20 protein-coding genes are annotated in these 17385 nt (G+C 71.7%); 4 read left to right on the top strand and 16 right to left on the bottom strand.

The window, feature by feature from the left end; all coding sequences use genetic code 11:
* Positions 1 to 442: 442 nt before the first annotated feature.
* Complete coding sequence (locus IEY91_RS17800) at positions 443 to 1420, bottom strand: helix-turn-helix domain-containing protein (protein WP_189174727.1); 978 nt, start codon at positions 1418 to 1420, stop codon at positions 443 to 445.
* A 70-nt stretch (positions 1421 to 1490) separates the two neighbouring features.
* Here IEY91_RS17800 and IEY91_RS17805 point away from each other — a divergent pair, with 70 nt between their 5' ends.
* The gene (locus IEY91_RS17805) at positions 1491 to 1814 is read left to right on the top strand and encodes a cupin domain-containing protein (RefSeq protein WP_189174728.1); all 324 of its coding nucleotides are present in this window, start codon (positions 1491 to 1493) and stop codon (positions 1812 to 1814) included.
* Between the two features lie 64 nt (positions 1815 to 1878).
* Here IEY91_RS17805 and IEY91_RS17810 read toward each other — a convergent pair whose 3' ends face one another.
* From IEY91_RS17810 to IEY91_RS17820, 3 genes are all read right to left on the bottom strand, one after another.
* Complete coding sequence (locus IEY91_RS17810) at positions 1879 to 3156, bottom strand: serine hydrolase domain-containing protein (protein WP_229697044.1); 1278 nt, start codon at positions 3154 to 3156, stop codon at positions 1879 to 1881.
* 197 nt (positions 3157 to 3353) lie between these two features.
* Positions 3354 to 3791, bottom strand: a complete 438-nt coding sequence (locus tag IEY91_RS17815) for a DUF6336 family protein (protein WP_229697045.1) — start codon at positions 3789 to 3791, stop codon at positions 3354 to 3356.
* Between the two features lie 15 nt (positions 3792 to 3806).
* Positions 3807 to 5075: an MFS transporter gene (locus tag IEY91_RS17820; protein ID WP_189174730.1), complete on the bottom strand. Its 1269-nt coding sequence runs from the start codon at positions 5073 to 5075 to the stop codon at positions 3807 to 3809.
* A 55-nt stretch (positions 5076 to 5130) separates the two neighbouring features.
* On the opposite strand from IEY91_RS17820, the gene IEY91_RS17825 reads away from it, so the two are divergent.
* Positions 5131 to 6120 carry an ArsR/SmtB family transcription factor gene (locus IEY91_RS17825; RefSeq protein ID WP_164327631.1) on the top strand — a complete coding sequence of 330 codons (990 nt, stop codon included), beginning with the start codon at positions 5131 to 5133 and terminating at the stop codon, positions 6118 to 6120.
* Positions 6121 to 6267: 147 nt separating this feature from the next.
* On the opposite strand, the gene IEY91_RS17830 is transcribed toward IEY91_RS17825, so the two are convergent.
* Positions 6268 to 7341, bottom strand: coding sequence for a helix-turn-helix transcriptional regulator (locus IEY91_RS17830; RefSeq protein WP_189174731.1), 1074 nt, complete (start codon positions 7339 to 7341; stop codon positions 6268 to 6270).
* 42 nt (positions 7342 to 7383) lie between these two features.
* Positions 7384 to 8334, bottom strand: coding sequence for an EamA family transporter (locus tag IEY91_RS17835; RefSeq protein ID WP_189174839.1), 951 nt, complete (start codon positions 8332 to 8334; stop codon positions 7384 to 7386).
* Positions 8335 to 8412: 78 nt separating this feature from the next.
* Between IEY91_RS17835 and IEY91_RS17840 the strand changes: the two genes are divergently transcribed.
* The gene (locus IEY91_RS17840; protein ID WP_189174732.1) at positions 8413 to 9276 is read left to right on the top strand and encodes a LysR family transcriptional regulator; all 864 of its coding nucleotides are present in this window, start codon (positions 8413 to 8415) and stop codon (positions 9274 to 9276) included.
* Positions 9277 to 9309: 33 nt separating this feature from the next.
* On the opposite strand, the gene IEY91_RS17845 is transcribed toward IEY91_RS17840, so the two are convergent.
* The 4 genes from IEY91_RS17845 to IEY91_RS17860 all read right to left on the bottom strand — a co-directional run bounded on the left by IEY91_RS17845 (position 9310) and on the right by IEY91_RS17860 (position 12639).
* Entirely contained in the window at positions 9310 to 10062 is a 753-nt protein-coding gene (locus IEY91_RS17845) for a uracil-DNA glycosylase (protein WP_189174733.1), read from the bottom strand.
* A gap of 74 nt (positions 10063 to 10136) precedes the next feature.
* On the bottom strand, positions 10137 to 11192 hold the full coding sequence (locus IEY91_RS17850; RefSeq protein WP_189174734.1) for a methyltransferase: 1056 nt from the start codon (positions 11190 to 11192) through the stop codon (positions 10137 to 10139).
* An 82-nt stretch (positions 11193 to 11274) separates the two neighbouring features.
* Entirely contained in the window at positions 11275 to 12087 is an 813-nt protein-coding gene (locus IEY91_RS17855; RefSeq protein WP_189174735.1) for a helix-turn-helix domain-containing protein, read from the bottom strand.
* 90 nt (positions 12088 to 12177) lie between these two features.
* Positions 12178 to 12639 (bottom strand): SRPBCC family protein, encoded by a 462-nt coding sequence (locus tag IEY91_RS17860; protein WP_189174736.1) that lies wholly within the window; start codon positions 12637 to 12639, stop codon positions 12178 to 12180.
* Positions 12640 to 12762: 123 nt separating this feature from the next.
* Between IEY91_RS17860 and cpt the strand changes: the two genes are divergently transcribed.
* On the top strand, positions 12763 to 13296 hold the full coding sequence (gene cpt / locus IEY91_RS17865) for a chloramphenicol phosphotransferase CPT (RefSeq protein ID WP_229697047.1): 534 nt from the start codon (positions 12763 to 12765) through the stop codon (positions 13294 to 13296).
* A 40-nt stretch (positions 13297 to 13336) separates the two neighbouring features.
* Here the strand turns inward: cpt and IEY91_RS17870 are convergent, their stop codons facing one another.
* The 6 genes from IEY91_RS17870 to IEY91_RS17895 form a co-directional block, all read right to left on the bottom strand.
* Positions 13337 to 14341 carry an RICIN domain-containing protein gene (locus IEY91_RS17870; protein WP_189174737.1) on the bottom strand — a complete coding sequence of 335 codons (1005 nt, stop codon included), beginning with the start codon at positions 14339 to 14341 and terminating at the stop codon, positions 13337 to 13339.
* Between the two features lie 36 nt (positions 14342 to 14377).
* The gene (locus IEY91_RS17875; RefSeq protein WP_189174738.1) at positions 14378 to 14734 is read right to left on the bottom strand and encodes a peptidoglycan-binding domain-containing protein; all 357 of its coding nucleotides are present in this window, start codon (positions 14732 to 14734) and stop codon (positions 14378 to 14380) included.
* Between the two features lie 36 nt (positions 14735 to 14770).
* Positions 14771 to 15151, bottom strand: coding sequence for a hypothetical protein (locus IEY91_RS17880; protein WP_189174739.1), 381 nt, complete (start codon positions 15149 to 15151; stop codon positions 14771 to 14773).
* 131 nt (positions 15152 to 15282) lie between these two features.
* Positions 15283 to 15708: a hypothetical protein gene (locus tag IEY91_RS17885; protein WP_189174740.1), complete on the bottom strand. Its 426-nt coding sequence runs from the start codon at positions 15706 to 15708 to the stop codon at positions 15283 to 15285.
* 155 nt (positions 15709 to 15863) lie between these two features.
* Positions 15864 to 16790: a LysR family transcriptional regulator gene (locus IEY91_RS17890; RefSeq protein WP_189174741.1), complete on the bottom strand. Its 927-nt coding sequence runs from the start codon at positions 16788 to 16790 to the stop codon at positions 15864 to 15866.
* Complete coding sequence (locus IEY91_RS17895; RefSeq protein ID WP_189174742.1) at positions 16787 to 17380, bottom strand: TetR/AcrR family transcriptional regulator; 594 nt, start codon at positions 17378 to 17380, stop codon at positions 16787 to 16789. Before IEY91_RS17895 ends, IEY91_RS17890 begins: the two co-directional genes overlap by 4 nt.
* Positions 17381 to 17385 lie beyond the last annotated feature (5 nt).

The following is a 17385-nucleotide window of genomic DNA, read 5'->3' on the forward strand; positions in this document are numbered from 1 at the left end:
TTTCTCCCCCGTGCAATTCCCTCGCACCGCCTTCCGCACGGCGACACAGGCGCGGCCGACAGCACCTCGCCATCGCGGTTGTGGTCCGCGGCCATCGCAGTTGGGCGCGTGCGGACATGGCGATGCGTGGGATTCGTATCTCAAGTGACGTGACCGGATCTGGAGTGACGCGACCGGACCGGTCACGGGTGTCGCCTTCGACGCGGGCGTTCGGCTTCGCTGCGAGCGCTCGGCACCGAGGCGATGAAGGAATCTCCCTGGCCTGAGAGATCCCCTGACAAGACCCCGCAGAACAATTCTTCCTGTCGGACTTTCGACTCAGGAAGTCCCTGACAAACTTCCCGAGGAGAGCGCCTGACAACTTCCCATAAGATCCGGCCAGACAGCTTTGCTCTCGGCCTATTTGGCCGGATCTGAACCAGGAGCGTCGGATTCCCCGTCGTCAGCCTTGTCGTACGACACGCGCATGCACAGGGCGACCGAAGGAACGCCGGTAGGCGGCGGGCGTGGTGTGCACGAGGGCGTGGAAGCGCCTGCGGAGATTGGCGGCCGAGGACAGGCCGACGCGGACGGCGACCGTCTCCACCGGCAGGTCCGTGCCCTCCAGGAGGGCCTGGGCCGCCGCGACGCGCTGCTGGAGCAGCCAGCGGCCGGGGCTGACGCCGAGCTGGTCGGCGAACCTGCGGGCGAGTGTCCGCGGTGAGATTCCGGCCTGCGCGGCGAGGTCGTCGAGGCCGAGGGGTTGGTGGAGCCGTTCGGTGGCCCAGTCGAGGACGGGGGCCAGCGAGGGCGGCGGGCGGTCGGCGGAGGGCGCGGTGCTGTACTGCAGTTGCCCGCCCTCGCGGTGCGGGGGCATCACCATGTGCCGGGCAATGTGCGCGGCGTGGGCGGCACCGTGGTCGGCGCGGGCCAGGTGCAGGCACAGGTCGATGCCGGCGGCGGTGCCCGCGCTGGTGGCGATGTCGCCGAGGTCGACGTACAGCGTGTCGGGTTCGACCCGCACGTCGGGGAAGCGGGCGGCGAGTTGGTCGGCGAACCGCCAGTGGGTGGTCGCCCTGCGCCCGGCGAGGAGTCCGGCCTCGGCCAGCAGAAAGGCGCCCGAGCAGATCGCGACGACGCGGGCGCCGCGGCGGTGGGCTTCCCTGACCGCTTCGATCACCGCGGGCGCGGCGGCCTCATCGCGCCGCTGCCAGCCGGGGATCACCACGGTGTCCGCGGCGTCGAGCGCCGTGAGGTCCGCGCCGACCAGCATGTCGTATCCCGCCAGGGTCGGCACGGCCCCCGGGCGCTCGGTGCACACCGTGAACTCGTACCGTCCCGGCAGTCCTGGCCGGCGCACGCCGAAGACCTCGGCGGCGCACGCCAGCTCGAACGTGGACTGCGGCGGCAGGACCAGCGCGACCACGCGATGAACACTCATGGCAGGAAAATACCTGTACGCGTCAATCCAGACACTGGCCGGAGTGATCGCCCGCCGTGACGATGAGGGCATGACGCAAGATTCAAGTGACGTACAGTTCCTGCACGTCGACGACGTCGAGCCCGTCGAGGTCGTCCCCGGGATCGTCCGGCGGCGGCTGCCCGCCACCGAGTGGGCCCGCGGCTGGCTGTACGACTTCGCTCCGGGGACCGAATGGCCCGAGGTCGACGAGCACGAGGGCGAAGAGCGCTATTACGTGATCTCGGGCGAGTTCATCGACCGGGGACGACTGCTCGGGCCGGGCAGCTACGTCGTGTTCGCGCCGGGCAGTACGCATCGCCCTCGTACGGAGACCGGGGCGAGGATGCTGGGGATCAGCATCCTCACCCTCTAGTCGGTGGGGCCGGACCCTCTGGTCGGTCGGGGCTGGACCCTCTAGTCGGTCGGGGCCGGACCCTCTAGTCGGTCGGGGCCGGCTTGCCGAACATCGTGCACATCGTGGCGGTCTGAAGCTCCTTGGTGGCGTTGTCGATCTCCGGAAAGGCCTCCGGGAACTCGGCGAACGCCTCCGTCGACACGAGGACGGTCGCCGTGCGACCGCCCGTGGAATCGGTGAAGTTGACGCTGAGGTAGCCGGGGATGCCGCCGTCGTGGGTCCACACCGTGCCGCACGGCGTCGGCGCGGTCGCGATGCCGAGGCCGTAGCCGGGCCCCTTCGGCTGGTCCGGGAGAGTCGGCACGGCGGTGCGCATCTGGGCCAGCTGTGCGGCGGGCAGCAGCTTTCCGGACATCAACGCGGTGTAGAACCGGCCCCAGTCGTGGGCGGTGGACACCATCGCCCCGGCCGGCCCGCCCCACGAGGGGTTGTTGCGGGAGACGTCCACGTGACCGTGGCGGGGCGTCCCGGCGTAGTCCTTGAACTCGGCGGGCACCCCCGGCGGCATGTGGGCCGCGTCGGGTTCGTAGCCACGGGCATGCGGGCCGCGCCAGGCGGAGTCCGTGGCGTAGTAGGTGTGCTTGAGGTCCAGCGGTCGGGCGATCCGGTCGCGCACCAGCTCGGCCAGGCTCTTGCCGGTCACCGTCTCCAGGACGGCACCGATCGCGGCGTAATTGGTGTTGCTGTACGCCCACTTGGTGCCCGGCGGGAACTTCGGATCGTGCCGCACGCCGACGGCGAGCAGCCGCTCCGGTGTCCACCGTGTCCGGTCCTTGCCGAGGATCGACGGGACCATCGCGGGGTCCTCGGTGTAGTCGTACAGGCCGCTGGTGTGGTTCAGGAGCATGCGCAGCGTGATGGCGTCGCCGTTGGGCACCTGGACCGGCAGCCACTTCCGCACCGGGTCGGTCAGGGCGAGCTTGCCCTCACCGACCAGTTGCAGCACGAGGGTGGCCATCATGGTCTTGGTGTTGGACCCCATCCGGAACTCGTCATCCGCCCGGAGCCGGTGATCCCGCCGGGCCCAGGGCGCCTGCTCGGCGATCTCGACCGGCTTCCCTCGACCGTCGTCCACCCGCACGATCACGCCCGGCGCCCCGGCGGCCACCAACTTCCGTGCCAGGTGCTCCAGTTGGGCTCGTTGCTGCGCGTGGCTCGGCGACTTGGTGCCGCTCCCGGCGGCGTCCGCCGGTGCGGCGACAGAGCCGACCGGGGTGCCCGCCGGATGCGTGGCCGCCTGCCCGGGCGGGCCGAGTGCGACGACCAGCCCGGCCGCCGCGAGTAAGGACGACGCCGCCATGAGGCGAACGCGGCGTCGGCGGTGAGTAGTTCGTGCGTGCGAGAGTCCGTGCGTACTGATGGGGTGTGATCGTGTCGCCATGCGCGCCACTCTTCCGCACTGGCGAAGTCCTCGTCACTGGAGCGCGCCACATGTCCGGCGCTGAGGTTTACCCCCCTCGCGCGCGCCGCGGCGCGCGGCCCGCGGCACGCCCGCGCTCACGATCCGTAGAGCCAACTTCCGAACGCGGCGCCGTCCACCAGGTGGTAGAGGCCGTAAGGGCCGGGGAAGAGCAGCAGCCCGACCACCCCGGCGCGGACGCACGCGGGAGCCATGATCGTCACGCCCTCCGTCTGGCCGGTGACGGTACGCAGGTCGCGCCAGCGGCGTACGTCGCTCCCGCACGCCGACCAGAAGAACAGGCCGATCAGCAGCAGGGAGCCGCCCGCGATCAGGCCGAGTCCGGACACGACCGCGAGGAACGTCTCCCGGTCGTCGTGCTCGGTGACGACGAACATGCCGATGAGCGGTACGAGGTTGGCGAGTACCCCGAACATCGCGCCGCGCCCCAGCACGCCCTTGAGCCGCAGCCGAGGCAGCAGCACACCTTCCTCGTCCCTGGTGGGGCTCACATCGGTCCGTCGAGTCGAAGTCACGCCGCGTACGGTATGTCAGGGCCGCACGGGGGCTTCGACGGGGTCCGGGTCCGTGCGTTGCGGCTCGCGCATCGTGCGCAGCGGGGAACACAGGACGGGCAGGAAGGCTCCCGTGAGGAACACGGCTCCCACCCACACCGCCACCCGCACGCCCGCGAGTTCGCCGATGAGGCCGCCCAGGGCGGAGCCGACGGCGAGCGCGCCGGTGAGCAGGAAGCGGAAGGTGGCGTTCATGCGGCCGAGGAGCGCGTCGGGGGTCAGGCGCTGGCGCAGGCTGACGCCGAGGACGTTGTCCACGCCCGTCTTCGCCGTGGCCGCCAGCCAGCCGGCGGTGGCCACCCACAGCCAGGGCCCGTTCCCGATCAGGGCGACGGCGAGCCCGGCGGGGGCGAACCACAGCCCGACGAGCCCCAGCGCGCGTCCGTGCCCGAAGCGGGCGCCGAGGCGGCGGGCGCAGGTGGCGCCGATCAGGAGGCCCACCCCGCCGACCGCCCAGTAGAGGCCGAGCAGCCCCGCCGACAGGCCCAGGTCCTGGGTGAACAGGACGGGCAGCATGGAGTTGATCATCTGTGCGCCGAGATTGCTGAGCGTCGCGGTGAGCGCGAGCGCGCGCAGTTCGCGGCTGCCGAAGACGTGCCGCAGCCCCTCCGCGATGTCGTCCCGCAGCCGCCGCCCGGCCGGCACCGGGGTGCGTACGCCCGAACTCCGCACGCCGACAAGCCCGATGGCGGAGGCGAGGTAGACGACGGCCGCGCCCAGGATGGCCAAGGGCGCGGCGAGGAGCTGCACCAGCAGGCCGCCCGCGCCCCGGCCCGCGATGTTGGCTCCGGCCATCAGGCTCACCACGGCGGTGTTGGCGGGTATCAGCCGCTCCCGGCCGACGAGTTCGGGCAGGATGCTCTGCGAGGCGACGTCGAAGAAGACGGTGGCGCAGCCGTTCAGGAGCACGACGACGTAGAGCTGCGGCAGCGACAGCGCGTCCAGGTACCAGGCGACGGGCACGGAGACGAGCAGCGCGGCCCGCGCCGCGTCGGCGGCGACCAGGATCCGGCGGCCGGGCAGCCGGTCCACCCAGGCCCCCGCGGGCAGCCCGATGAGCAGGAAGGCGGCCGTCGACAGCGCGGCAAGGGCGCCCGCCTGACCGGGAGTCGCGTCGAGGACGGTGACGGCGAGCAGCGGAATGGCCACGTAGCCGACGTTGGTGCCGAGATGGCTGAGGGCGCTCGCCGTGAAGAGCGTACGGAAACCGCGTATGCGCCACGGAGACCCGGGATCTGGATGCATGCGCATACGGTGCGCGCCGACCTGCGCCGCCTCCCATTGATTTAGCCTGAGCTAAATGATTGAGATCGAGTTCGACCGGGAGGATGTCGCCCGTACGCGCTTCGCGCTGTCCCCGCTGTGGGAAGTGGTGGCGAGCGTGCGGGTGCTCAAGGGCGCCGACGAGCAGGGCCTGCACCGTACGTGGACGGAGCAGGTCCGGCCGCGGCTCGCTGCCTCCGCACGCGACTTCGGCGCCCTGTTCGACCTGATCCCGGTGCTGTCCCGGTCGCCGTGGACGGGCAGCATCCCCTCCTTCCTCTGCCCGCCGCCGGTGACTCCGCTGCCCTCGCTCGCCATGGAGTTGGCGACGCTGCGGGCCACTCCGCCGGAGCTCCTGACGACGACTTCGGCGGTGCCGGAGGCGCGTATGGCCGCCCTGCGCGCCTCCCCCGCCGCGCGGCTCGACGAGTTGGCCGAGGTGATCCAGGGGTACTGGGACCTGGCCCTCGCCCCCTACTGGCCGCGCGTCCTCACCCTCCTGGAGAACGACATCCGCTACCGCGCGGGCCGCCTCGTGGACGGCGGGGCGCACCACCTGTTCGCGGACCTGGACCCCCAGGTCGCCTGGGCCGACGGAACCCTGCAACTGGCCCACCTCACGACGCACGGCCCGCGCCGCCTGGACGGCAGGGGCCTGCTGCTCGTGCCGTCGGCGTTCGTGTGGCCGCGCATCTTCTCCGTCCTGGGCGAGACGTGGCAGCCGTCGCTCCGCTACCCGCCGCGCGGTGTCGGCGACCTGTGGCAGTCCCGCCCCAAGCCCGTCTCCGAGGCGCTCGCCGGAGTCATGGGCCGCTCCCGCGCCCTGCTCCTCGCCGAGCTGACCGCTCCCGCGTCGACCACGGAACTCGCCCGCCGCAGCGGCCTCACCCCCGGTGGCGTCTCCCAGCATCTGAGCGCGCTGCGCACGGCGGGTCTGGTGAGCGCGCATCGGGCGGGGCGGCAGGTGCTGTACGCGCGTACGCGTGCCGGGGAAGGGGTGGTCGAGGCGGCAGCGGCGGGGGCGTGAGCGGCTCGGCGCCCGGCGCGAGGCATAGCCCGTCCGAATGCGGGAACAAGGCCGTAAGGCCCCGCCGCGCTCCCCCGTCGCGGCGGGGCCGCTTGCTGTCTGGTTGCCCCGGTTTCTGTCCGACTGCCTTGCCGCCTGGCCGCCTTGTCAGGTGATCGCCGCGAGGAGTTCCGCGCGGCCGCCCGCGCCGGTCTTCCGGAAGACCGCTCTGATGTGGTCGTTCACGGTGTTCCTGGAGACGTCCAGGTACCGGGCGATGCGCTGCGGGGCCGTTCCCTGGCTGAGGTGGCCGACGACCTCGCGCTCGCGGGCCGTGATGCCGTACCAGTCGCAGAAGGACGGCAGCACGTGCTCGCCCGTCGCCGCGTGCACGACGACGGCCAGGTCGCCGGCCGCCTCGCCGTCCAGGGGCTGCGCCTGGCAGATGATCCAGCGGCCGTAGGCCGCGGCGGGGCCGATGAGTGTCGCGGGGCCGGTCCGCGGGTCCTGCGCGTGTCGGCGTACGTACGTGGCCAGACCTGCCAGGAAGGACTCGCCGACCCAGGCCGGGTCCCGTACGGAGCCGCGGAGTTGGTCGCTCCACGCTCTGCCTTGGGGTGTGGCCGCGCGGACGGTGCCGTCGGGGCCGATGATGGTCACGCCGGGCGGCAGCGTCGGCAGGGCGGGGACGAGCGGCGCCCTGGTGACGTATCCGCGCAGGAAGTCCACCAGCAGCGGTGCGAGCTCCGCCGTGCGTCGCGTGTCGGCTTCGTTGAAGGGTGCGGCTCCCTCGGACCGCAGCAGGCCGAGCATGCCCCACACTCCGCGCGCGTCCCGGATGAGCAGCTGCAGTTCACTGCCGACGCCGAGGGTGGTGAGCGGCGGGCGTGGGGGTGCCTCGTCCGGCTTACGCGCGCCGTCCGGTTCCGGGGTTCCGTCGTGTGCGGCGCCCACGACCCCTGCCGGGACCGCGCGGCGGGCGAGGGCCTGTGGCGGGAACGGGTCGTTCCCGGCGTAGAAGCGGTGAACCATGGCGCGACCGATGTCTGGCTCGACGCCGTGCAGGAAGGTGAAGGAGGGGATGCCGAGCCCCGCCGTGGGACTGGTGGCGATCAGCGCGGCCGCGTCGTGCGGCACCACGGACGCGACCACACGAGAGATCACTGCACTCAACTCGTCTGCGGCGACGCCGAGTTCGACCGCCGCGAGCAAGTCCCCCCGGAGCCGGTCCCGTACTCTCACGCGGCCAGTTTGATCGGTGCGCGCGGCGGCGACAAGCGCGCCTCACCTCCCCGTCCGTACCGCCCCCACGCTGGCCCCCACCACCAGCGCGATCGCCAGGCACTGCAGCGCCGACAGGGTCTGCCCGAGGACCAGGAACCCGGCCAGCGCGGCGATCGCGGGGGCCATGCTCATCAGTACCGCGAAGGTCGCCGCGGGCAGCCGGCGCAGGGCGAGGAACTCCAGCGTGTACGGCACCCCCGAGGACAACAGCGCCACTCCGAGGCCGAGGAGCAGCACGCCCGGTTCAAGCAGCGTGCTGCCCGCGGAGGCGATGCCCAGCGGCAGGCTCACCAGCGCCGCGATCGCCATCGCCACGGCCAGGCCGTCCAGGCGCGGGAAGCGGGCGCCCGCCCGGGAGTTGAAGACGATGTACGCCGCCCACATGGCGCCCGCTCCCAGGGCGAACCCGGCGCCCGCCAGGTTCAGCTCGCTGAATCCGGCCTGCCCGAGCAGGAAGACGCCCACGAGCGCGAGCCCCGCCCACACCAGGCTCGCCGCCCGGCGCGCGGCGACGACGGACAACAGGAGCGGGCCGAGGACCTCCAGGGTCACCGCGGGGCCCAGCGGGATCCGGTCGATCGCCTGGTAGAAGAGGATGTTCATGCCGCCGAGCGCGAGCCCGAAGCCACCGGCGACCGCCCAGTCCCCGCGGGTGTAGCCGCGCAGCCGGGGGCGGCAGACGGCCAGGATCAGCACCGCCGCGAGCGTCACCCGCAGGGACACCACGCCGAGCGCCCCGGCGCGCGGGAACAGCAGGGCGGCGACGGCGGAGCCGAACTGCACGGAGAGGGCGCCTGCCAGTACCAGGCCGATGCCGCTGAGGCTGCCGACGCCGGCGGGGCGTCGTCCGGTGGCGCGGCGGATGCGGCCGGGTGTGGGGGCGCCCTGTGCTGTCGCCGCGCCTTGCGCCACCGCGCGTCCCGCGCCCACCGATCCCACCCGGGAAGTCATGTTTGCCATACCGAGCACGCTACGAAGCCGTCGGCTCCGCGTGAAATGCCGATTGCGCCGTCATTATGCTTTCCAGGCATGACCATGGAACTGCGTCACCTGCGGGCCTTCCTCACGATCGCCGAGGAGGGCGCGATCACGCGCGCCGCGGCCCGGCTGCACATCGGCCAGCCCGCGCTCTCCCGCACGCTGCGCCAGCTGGAGACCCATCTCGGCGTACTCCTGGTCGACCGGTCCACGCACCATCTGGAGCTCACGGCTGCGGGCCGGACGTTCCGCGACAAGGCCGCCGCCGCGCTGGCCGCCGTGGACACGGCCCTCGACCCGCGCTCGCTCACGGCCCTGCCGCTGCGCCTCGGCCACCCCTGGCCCGCGCTCGGGGACCGCACCGTCCCGCTGCTGCGCCGCTGGGACGAGGAACACCCGGACGTACCGCTGGAGTTGCGCCGTATCGACGACCGTACGGCCGGGCTCACCCAGGGCAAGGTCGACGTCGCCCTGCTGCGCGGTGAGGTGACGGCGCCGGGGCTCGTCACGGAACTCCTGCTGCACGAGGAGCGGGTGGCGGCGGTGCCCGCGGGCAGCGAGCTCGCCGAGCACGACTCCCTCACCCTGGCCGACCTCGCGGCGTGGCCCATCGCCATGAACACGGTGGCGGGCACGACCACCCCGGACCTCTGGCCCGCCGCCGCGCGTCCCACGGCGGCGATCGAGGTCACCAACACGGACGAGTGGCTGACGGCCATCGCCGCGGGCCGGGCCGTGGGCATCACGACTTCGGCGACGCGCCACCTGCACGCCCACCCCGCGATCGCCTACCGCCCGCTGACCGACGCCCCGCCCGTGCCGCTCCTCCTGGCCTGGCGGAGCGGTACGCCCGCCCACCCGGCGGTCCCGGACCTGGTCCGGCTGGCCCACGAGGTGGTGGCGGCGGAGCAGTAAGCCGAGCACCTGATCAGGCCGTCGTCGACCCGGTCAGCCCTTCGGCGCGTCGTACGGCGGAATGCCCGCCTCGCCCGCCGCCGCCCGCAGGACGTCCTTGAGCATGTCCGGGGTCAACCGGCCGGTGAACGTGTTGCGTTGGCTGACGTGGAAGCAGCCGTACAGGGTGACCGGGCCCGGCCCGGGACCACCGTCAGCGGCTTCGTCCGGTGCCGCACGCTCCAGCGTCACATGAGCCCCGTGCGCGAACTTCGGCCGCGGCTTCGGCACCCGCCAGCCCGCCTCCGCGAACGCGGGCAGCGCCGCCTGCCACCCGAACGCCCCCAGAACCACCGCCGCCCGCAGCCGCGGCCCCAGCAGCTCCAGCTCCCGCACGAGCCACGGCCTGCACCTGTCCCGCTCCCCCGGCGTCGGCTTGTTCTCCGGCGGGGCACAGTGCACCGGCGAGGTCACCCGTACGCCGCGCAGCGCGAGCCCGTCGTCCAGGGCCACGGACACCGGGCTCGACGCGAGGCCCACCTCGTACAGCGCTCCGTACAGAACATCGCCGGACCGGTCGCCCGTGAACATCCGCCCCGTCCGGTTGCCGCCGTGCGCCGCCGGGGCGAGCCCGATGACGAGCAGCGAGGCATCGGCAGGCCCGAACCCCGGCACCGGCCGCGCCCAGTATGTCCAGTCGGCGTACGCGGCCCGCTTGACCCGCCCCACCTCCTCCCGCCACGCGACCAGCCGCGGACACGCGGCACACCCCGCGATACGTGCGTCCAGCTCGGCCAGCGGATCCATGACGTCCACGCTAGATCGTCCGGTGCGAGCTGTTCGAGTTCGGAGGCGTACGCCGCCTGGTGGCCCGGGAACGGCTACTCCGCGATCGCCGCCTCGACGGCGAAGAACGGCTCCGCCCCCGGCAGCGGTGTCACCGACGTGACCGTCAGCCCCGCCCTGCGGCACACCTCCTCGAACTCCGCGCGGGTGCGCTCCCTGCCGCCCACGTTCACCAGCATGTTGAGGTCGCTGAGGTAGGTGAGGCCGGCGGTCTCGGGGTCCACGACTTCCGGGAGCACGGGCTCGACGATCCGGACGCGGCCGCCGGGTGGCAGCGCCGCGCGGCAGTGGCTCAGGATCGTGACCACCTGCTCGTCCGACCAGTCGTGGAGGATGCTCTTCATCATGTACAGATCGGCGCCGTCGGGCACCGAGCGGAAGAAGTCGCCCGTGACCAGGGAACAGCGGTCGGTGAGACCGCCCCGGCGCAGCGTCTCGGGCGCCTGGGCGAGGCCTTCCTCCGTGTCGTACACAACACCCGTGAGGTCCGGATACTCCCGCAGTACGGCGCTGAGCAGCGTGCCGTCACCGCCGCCGACGTCCATCACCCTGGTGAACCGCCCGAAGTCCACGGCGCCCGGCAGCACCGCTGCCGTCTCCTGGGTGGCCTGGCTCATCGCCGCGTTGAACTTGGCCGACAGATCCGGGTGTTGCTTGAGGTGGTCGAAGAAGTCCGTGCCGAAGACCTGGTCGAAGGCGGTGTCCCCGCTGCGGACGCTGTCGTCCAGGTGCTCCCAGGCGCGGATGATGGCCGGCTCGGTGAACATGTGGGCGAAGGAGGCGAGCGAGCCCGGTCGCCCGGAGTCGAGCAGCGCGCCGGCGGGCGTGACGGCGAAGGTGCCCGCGGCGCGTTCCTGGAGGAGGCCGAGCCCGGCCATGGCGCGCAGCAGCCTGCCCATGGGCTGGGGCGCGGCACCGGCCTGCGCGGCCACGTCGGCGGCCTGCATCTCCTTGTCCCCGATCAGCTCGACCACCCGCAGCCGCAGCGCCGCGCGCATCGTCTGTGCGGCCATGCTCCCGAAGGCGAGCTGGGCGATCACGCCTACGTCGGCGGGAGTTGCGGCTGCCTGCACGTCGTGGTCATGCGTCATGATGTTTCCCTTTCAAGCCATCCGTCACATCTGCAGATACATCTGTCGATAGATCGACCGAGACATTTGTCGAGGTACTCGTCTAGGTACTTGTCGCGTCAACGGACGTGGCCGTCCCCGCGAGGGCGCGGGGCGTGCACCCGGTGAAGGCGTGCACGTCGCGGTGCAGGTGGGACTGGTCGACGTACCCGCATGCCAGCGCCGTCTCGACGGGGTCCTCGCCCGCGCACAGCCTCTGGGCCGCGCAGTGGAAGCGGACGAGCATCGCCGCCCGCTTGGGCGTGAAGCCGAGCTGGGCGGTGAACCTGGACCACAGCCGCTTGCGGCTCCATCCGCACGCGGCGGCCAGCTCGCCGACCCGTACCCGCCCCCGTAGATCGACGATGCGCGACCAGCAGGCAGCCACCTCCGGGTCCACGGCCGGCGCCCGCGCGCCCTCCTCGGCCAGAAAGTCATCGATCAGCCCGAACCGCTCCGGCCACGCCCCCGCGTCGGCGAGCCGCTCACTCAGCAGCCGCCCGCGTACTCCCCAAAGATCTTCCAATCCGGTCACGGCCCCGTGCATGTCCACAGGCGAGACATCCAGCAGCGAGTACGCGGCCACCGGCGACAGCTTCAACTCGACACACGCGAACCGCCGCCCCCGCACCCGGGTCGGCCCGGGAGCGGGCCCGGCACCGAGACTGCCCAGGGCCTGCCGCCCCGCGCCGCCCTCCACCGCCAACTCGACGTCCCCCAGGCCGAGTACGACGGTCACGAACGGCTGCGGCAGCACCCGCATGTCCAGGCCTCCCCCGGGAGGACACCGGAACCCGGCCACCTGAACGCCATCCACCGCCAGGCCACCGCCCGGCCGCACGACGTTCCAGCCGTCATCGAGGTCGTAGCTGTACATGCCTTCAGCATGGCCGGTGCCGCGGAACCTGTCTTGGACGAATGTTCCGTCCAGTTCCACGTGCTCCGTGGTGAAGGTGCCCCGCTGGGGTCAGACGCCGGCGGCCTCCGCGGCGGCCTTCAGGTGCCGATTGCGTGTACTGATGAGCCGGCGCATGTACCGATCGAGCACGGCGGACTCGACAACCCTGCCCAGGAGGCCGAGCGGAGCGGCGTAGTCGATGACGTCGCGCATCACTGTGCCTTCACCTCCGTCCGGCTCGAAGTAGTGAGCGTGGTGCCAGTGCTTGAACGGGCCTGATACCTGTTCGTCCACGAAGTGGCCCGGCCGGTCGAGGATGCTGATGCGCGAGGTCATCCGCCAGCGCAGCCCGAAGTGCCGGGCATCCCAGGTGACGGTGTCCCCCAGTTCCATCCGCCCGGCCGTGACACCGGCGACGACGCGCTCCGCCGAGTCGGCCATGGACGCGGTGTGCACGTCCACGTCCATCGACAGGTCGAAGGCGAGCTGCGGCGGCGCGTTGATGTGGGTGACGGTCTCGAAGCAGGACACCCTCAGACTCTATGACCACGCACCGCGTGCCTGAGCTGGTGGTGGTGAGCTCAGCCACCCATGTGTCGCGGCTTCGCAGAAATCGGCTTCGTCGCCGTGCGGCCGACGTCCTATTGTGACGCGGTGACGACTCAGATGATCATTCTCAACGGTGGTTCCAGCTCGGGGAAGTCCGGGATCGTGCGGTGTCTGCAGGCTGTGCTGCCGGATCCTTGGCTGGCGTTCGGGTGCGACTCGTTTGTCGACGCGCTGCCCGCGCGGATGCGGGCTTCGGACGCGGGCATCGTGTTCGAGGCGGACGGCGGGGTGAGTGTCGGGGCGGACTTCCGGGCGCTGGAGGTGGCCTGGACGGAGGGGATCGTGGCGATGGCGCGGGCGGGCGCCAAGGTCATCATCGATGATGTGTTCCTCGGCGGAGCGGCGTCCCAGCAGCGGTGGCAGAAGGCTCTCGGTGATCTGCCCGTGCTGTGGGTCGGCGTCCGGTGCGAGAGCGCGGTCGCGACGGGGCGCGAGGTTGCCCGGGGTGACCGGGTCCAGGGGATGGCCGCGGCGCAGGCAGAGGTGGTGCACGAGGGCGTGGTCTATGACCTGGAGGTGGACACTTCACGTACCGAGTCGCTGGGGTGTGCGCGGACCATTGCTGCCCGCGTCAGCTGATCGGCTGGTCGGCTGGTCCAGCGCGGGGCGTTGCTTCCGGCTAGGCCGGTGACGGCTGCATGCGCCACACCTGGTCCGCGTACGCCGTGCGGTCCCACTGTTCCGCCTGGGCCGCTTCGTCCTTGCTCTGGCCACGGATGCCGAGGTATTTGCCGCTGCGGAGATTGGCGAGCGTGTACGTGCGGTTCTCCGCCGGTCCCTCCGGCGTCATGGCCCAGGTGTGGAACTTGTAGCCGTCGCAGGAGAACTGATTGGCGTTGCCGCCGTTGTCCAGGCTTCCGTTGCTGATGGCCAGGCATTTGCCGCTGTTCTCGTTGACCACGGCGACGTTGCCCTCGCCCAGCTCGACGACCTGCCAGCGCTGGTCGGCGCTGCCCACGCAGGTGCGCTGGATCGCCCTGGCGCCGTCCGCCCCGCTGCGGTCGAGGATGCTCAGGCACTTGCCGCTGTGACTGTTGACGAGGGTGGTGCCCCACTGCCGGGGCAACTGCTGCTGGGCGAAGCGAGAGCCGGGCTGCTGATTGCAGTCCCACTGCCGCAGCGCCGCGCCGTCGGCGGTGGAGGACTCGGTGACCTCCAGGCATTTGGGCTGCGCTGAAGTCATCGTCTGGAAGCCGACGCCGTCACCGATGGGCACGATACGGAAGCTGACGGCAGGGCCACTGCCGCACTCGGCAAGGCGGATCGCGGCCCCCGCGGCGGGGCTCCCGTTCTCCACGGCGACACAGGTGCCGCTCACCGCGCTGACGATGTTGACCGCACCGCTGCCCGCGCCCGAGGTCTGGAGATACCAGCGCGCGGCGGGCTTGCCGAAGCAGCGTCCCTGGCGCACCGGTTGGCCGACGGCCGATGTCGGAGTCTCCATGCACAGCTTGCTGTGGGTGTTGACGATGTTCACGTTCTGCGCGGGAGCGAAGGGCGACGCCGGGCGGACCGGGGCGGTCGCGGCGTACGCGGGCACGCTGAGGGCCGCGGCGAACGCGGCACACATCAGGGCTACGACGATGCCCGACCACCCCTTCCAGGGTCTGGCTTGTGCAGTCATCCGAGAACTCTCCCTGTGATCGGCGTGATCGCTGTGCTACGGGTGCAGGGCGGTCCACGTCGCCGCGTCGACAACTCCGGTGGCCGGCAGGCCGAACTGCTGTTGCAGATGCTTGACGGAGGCCTCGGTGATGGTCTCGAAGGCACCGGTCACCGGGACGGTCTGATAGCGGTAGACCTCGTTGAGTACGCACTGGAGGTGGCGCACCGGCTCACCGGAGTCCCCCGCTTTCAGCGTGGGGTGGCCTCCCAGGTACATGCACAGGCGCCATTCGGTCGTGGCCGCGGCGGACGGGGCCGTGGCGTGCGCGTACGACGCCGTGGGCGCGGCGGCCAGTACGGCGGCGCCGAGCAGCACCGCCACCTTCGTACGTTGCGCGAGCCTATGAGGCATGACAACTCTCCCTCTCAGGGTGCGACATCCGGGGAACTAGAACCACGGGCACCGAGGCAGGTCCGGGAAGGGATGCGGGGTGCCCGTCGGCAACTGCACGACCTCCGCGGGAACGACGCCCCACCCCTTGATCCTGGGCATCGCGCCCACCTGATCGCCCTGGGTGTAGTACCAGGTCTTGTTCCCCTTGGTGTCCTCGGGACCGGTGGTGAAGCAGGGGAACCACGACGGCGACAACTTCAGCCAGCCGCTCACCGGCGAGGCGAAGTCGGCGCGGGCGTATACGTCCGAGGGAATGTTGTCGCAGTACACCGCCTTGGTGAACACGTTGCCGATGGCGTCCCGCAGCTGGATGCCCTCGCGGAGCTCGCACGTCCCCGCCGTCCCGACCGTCGTCGCCGTCGGCCTCTCAGCCACCCTCCCGGCCGCCTGCGCGGGAGCAGCAATCCCGGCCCCGAGGGCCAGAACCCCAAGTCCCGCCACGAAGGCGGCAGTTCGGCGCCATCCCGCGCGAACGACCGGAACACCGGCGCGCGCCGCCGCGGCCCTCATGTCCACGGGCATTGCGTCAGCCCCGGAAAGGGATGGCTGGGTGCCTTCACCGACGTGGCCGGGACGTAGCCCCACGCCTTCGCCGCCGGGTTGCTCACCACCTGGTCGCCCTGCGTGAGGTACCAGAGGTCGGTGCCGGGGTAGTTGCTGCCCCGCTTCCAGCAGACGAACCACGCGGGCGAGAAGAGCATCGTCCCGATCACCGGGCTGGTGGACCGCGACTGGAGCCTGATGTGCCCCGGCTCCACCTCGCACAGCAGATCCCCGGTGTACCGCCGACCGGTCCAGTCGATGTGCTGCTCCTCGGGACGCAGCCGACACTCCGCGGCGGCGCCGTCGGCGGCATCGGCGGCGACCTCGACAGCGTCGACCGCCACCGCCTGCCCCGGAGCCGTCAGCACACCGCCGAGCGCGCAAAGCACCCCGGGGATCACACAGCCCCGCAGCACCCGTGCGAAACGCCCGCTCCGTCTTCGTACAGAATCCCTTCCGGACAAGGCGACGCCCCCAACTCCGAGAGACTTACGGACCGTTCACCGGAGCAACCAACCACCGTGCTCCGACGGCACATTGTCGTCTACGCCCCTGACGTGTCGCTGACGTCCCCGACCGTGCCGCCGCACAGCAGCGCGAACACCGCCTGGACGCGGGGAAGTTGCTCACGCCCACGGCGGGCGGCCAGGTAGATGGCGTTCCCGACCGGGCGCCCGGGTGTGTGTAGGATCGCCACTTCCCCGGCGTCGAGGCCCCCTTGGGCCAGGTATCGGGGTACGACGCCGATCCCGCCCCCGGCCCGCACCGCGGCCACGACCGCGCGCATGTCGGCCACGGTCAGGGACGGCTCGGGCGGGAGCGTGTCCCAGCACGAGCGGAAGTAGCGGCGCGCCATGGGCATCGCGCGGGAGTAGCCGATGAAGGGGCGGGCGTCCCGGGCGGCGTCGTGGAAGGGCGGTTCGCCGGTGCGGCCGATCAGGACGAATTCCTCGTCACAGAGGTGTCGCAGGTAGAGCTGCTTGGTGGGGGCGCCCTCGATCTTCGTGACCACCGCGAGGTCCAGCTCGTCGTTCAGGAGTACTTCGGTGAGCTCGGGCGAGAGCCCGATGCGGCAGTGGACGGTGCGGCCCGAGGCGGCGGTCATCGGCGCGAGACGCGGCAGGATGTGCGCCTCGAGGAGGTCGGCGGGAGCGCCGAAGAGCACCGGTGCGGCATGGTCGTCGGCGTGCGGCGCCACGACGTCCAGCGCTCCTTCGAGCGCGTCCAGGTGCCCGGCCACCCGCGTGGCGAGCAGGTGCCCCTCCTCGGTCGGCGCGATGCCGCGCCCGGACCGCTCGAAGAGCGCGCGGCCCGCGATCCGCTCCAACGCCTTCACATGCCGTGACACGGCGGGCTGCGACAGCCCGAGCGCGTCGGCCGCCTTGGCGACGCCTCCCGATCGGTAGACGGCGAGAAAGCTGCGCAGGGTGCCGAGATCCGCCCGATGGGGCGGGGCAGCCCTCTGGGTCATGACAGGCGCGCCCCTCCGGGAACGGCCGGCTCACCCTCCCGGCCCGCGGCGATCAGGAGCCGCACGGCCCGCGCCGCCTGCGCAGCGGGATCGGCGGTCCGGGTGATCGCGGCGGTCACCATCGCCCCCTCGGCCAGCAGGAACACGGAGTCACCCAGGCTGCCGGGCAGACCCGCCCCCGCCACCAGCTCCGCCACATAGTCCTTGAACGCCGCTTTGTGCAGCCGGACTTGGCGGGCGACCGGTTCCGACGTGGAGCCGAGTTCTCCGTACGAGTTGATCCAGGCGCAGCCGTTGAAGTCGGGTTCGGCGAACCATTCGCCGAGCCAGTCGAAGACGGCGGTGATGCGCCGCTCGGGGTCCTCGTACCGCTCGACGTACTCGGCGAGACTCTCCCGCCACCGTACGTCGCGCCGCTCCAGGTAGGCCTCGACGAGTCGTTCCTTGGCGGGGAAGAGCTGGTAGAGGCGCTTGAGCGAGAGGCCGGACGCGGTGCGGATGTCGTCCATGCCGACGGTCTGGATGCCCCGTTGGTAGAAGAGCCGCTCGGCCGCGTCCAACGCCCGCTCCGTGGCGACTGTGCTGTCCATCGGCC

The sequence above is a fragment of the Streptomyces lasiicapitis genome (assembly GCF_014646335.1).
GTDB classification, from domain to species: domain Bacteria; phylum Actinomycetota; class Actinomycetes; order Streptomycetales; family Streptomycetaceae; genus Streptomyces; species Streptomyces lasiicapitis.

Bases quoted from the DNA above. Each gene is read 5' to 3' on its own strand.
- IEY91_RS17800 (WP_189174727.1), bottom strand. From the start codon at position 1,420: ATGAGTGTTCATCGCGTGGTCGCGCTGGTCCTGCCGCCGCAGTCCACG.
- IEY91_RS17805 (WP_189174728.1), top strand. From the start codon at position 1,491: ATGACGCAAGATTCAAGTGACGTACAGTTCCTGCACGTCGACGACGTC.
- IEY91_RS17840 (WP_189174732.1), top strand. From the start codon at position 8,413: ATGACCATGGAACTGCGTCACCTGCGGGCCTTCCTCACGATCGCCGAG.
- IEY91_RS17850 (WP_189174734.1), bottom strand. From the start codon at position 11,192: ATGACGCATGACCACGACGTGCAGGCAGCCGCAACTCCCGCCGACGTA.
- IEY91_RS17820 (WP_189174730.1), bottom strand. From the start codon at position 5,075: ATGCATCCAGATCCCGGGTCTCCGTGGCGCATACGCGGTTTCCGTACG.
- IEY91_RS17895 (WP_189174742.1), bottom strand. From the start codon at position 17,380: ATGGACAGCACAGTCGCCACGGAGCGGGCGTTGGACGCGGCCGAGCGG.
- IEY91_RS17845 (WP_189174733.1), bottom strand. From the start codon at position 10,062: ATGGATCCGCTGGCCGAGCTGGACGCACGTATCGCGGGGTGTGCCGCG.
- IEY91_RS17875 (WP_189174738.1), bottom strand. From the start codon at position 14,734: ATGCCTCATAGGCTCGCGCAACGTACGAAGGTGGCGGTGCTGCTCGGC.
- IEY91_RS17855 (WP_189174735.1), bottom strand. From the start codon at position 12,087: ATGTACAGCTACGACCTCGATGACGGCTGGAACGTCGTGCGGCCGGGC.
- IEY91_RS17810 (WP_229697044.1), bottom strand. From the start codon at position 3,156: ATGGCGGCGTCGTCCTTACTCGCGGCGGCCGGGCTGGTCGTCGCACTC.
- IEY91_RS17835 (WP_189174839.1), bottom strand. From the start codon at position 8,334: ATGACTTCCCGGGTGGGATCGGTGGGCGCGGGACGCGCGGTGGCGCAA.
- IEY91_RS17825 (WP_164327631.1), top strand. From the start codon at position 5,131: ATGATTGAGATCGAGTTCGACCGGGAGGATGTCGCCCGTACGCGCTTC.
- IEY91_RS17890 (WP_189174741.1), bottom strand. From the start codon at position 16,790: ATGACCCAGAGGGCTGCCCCGCCCCATCGGGCGGATCTCGGCACCCTG.
- IEY91_RS17870 (WP_189174737.1), bottom strand. From the start codon at position 14,341: ATGACTGCACAAGCCAGACCCTGGAAGGGGTGGTCGGGCATCGTCGTA.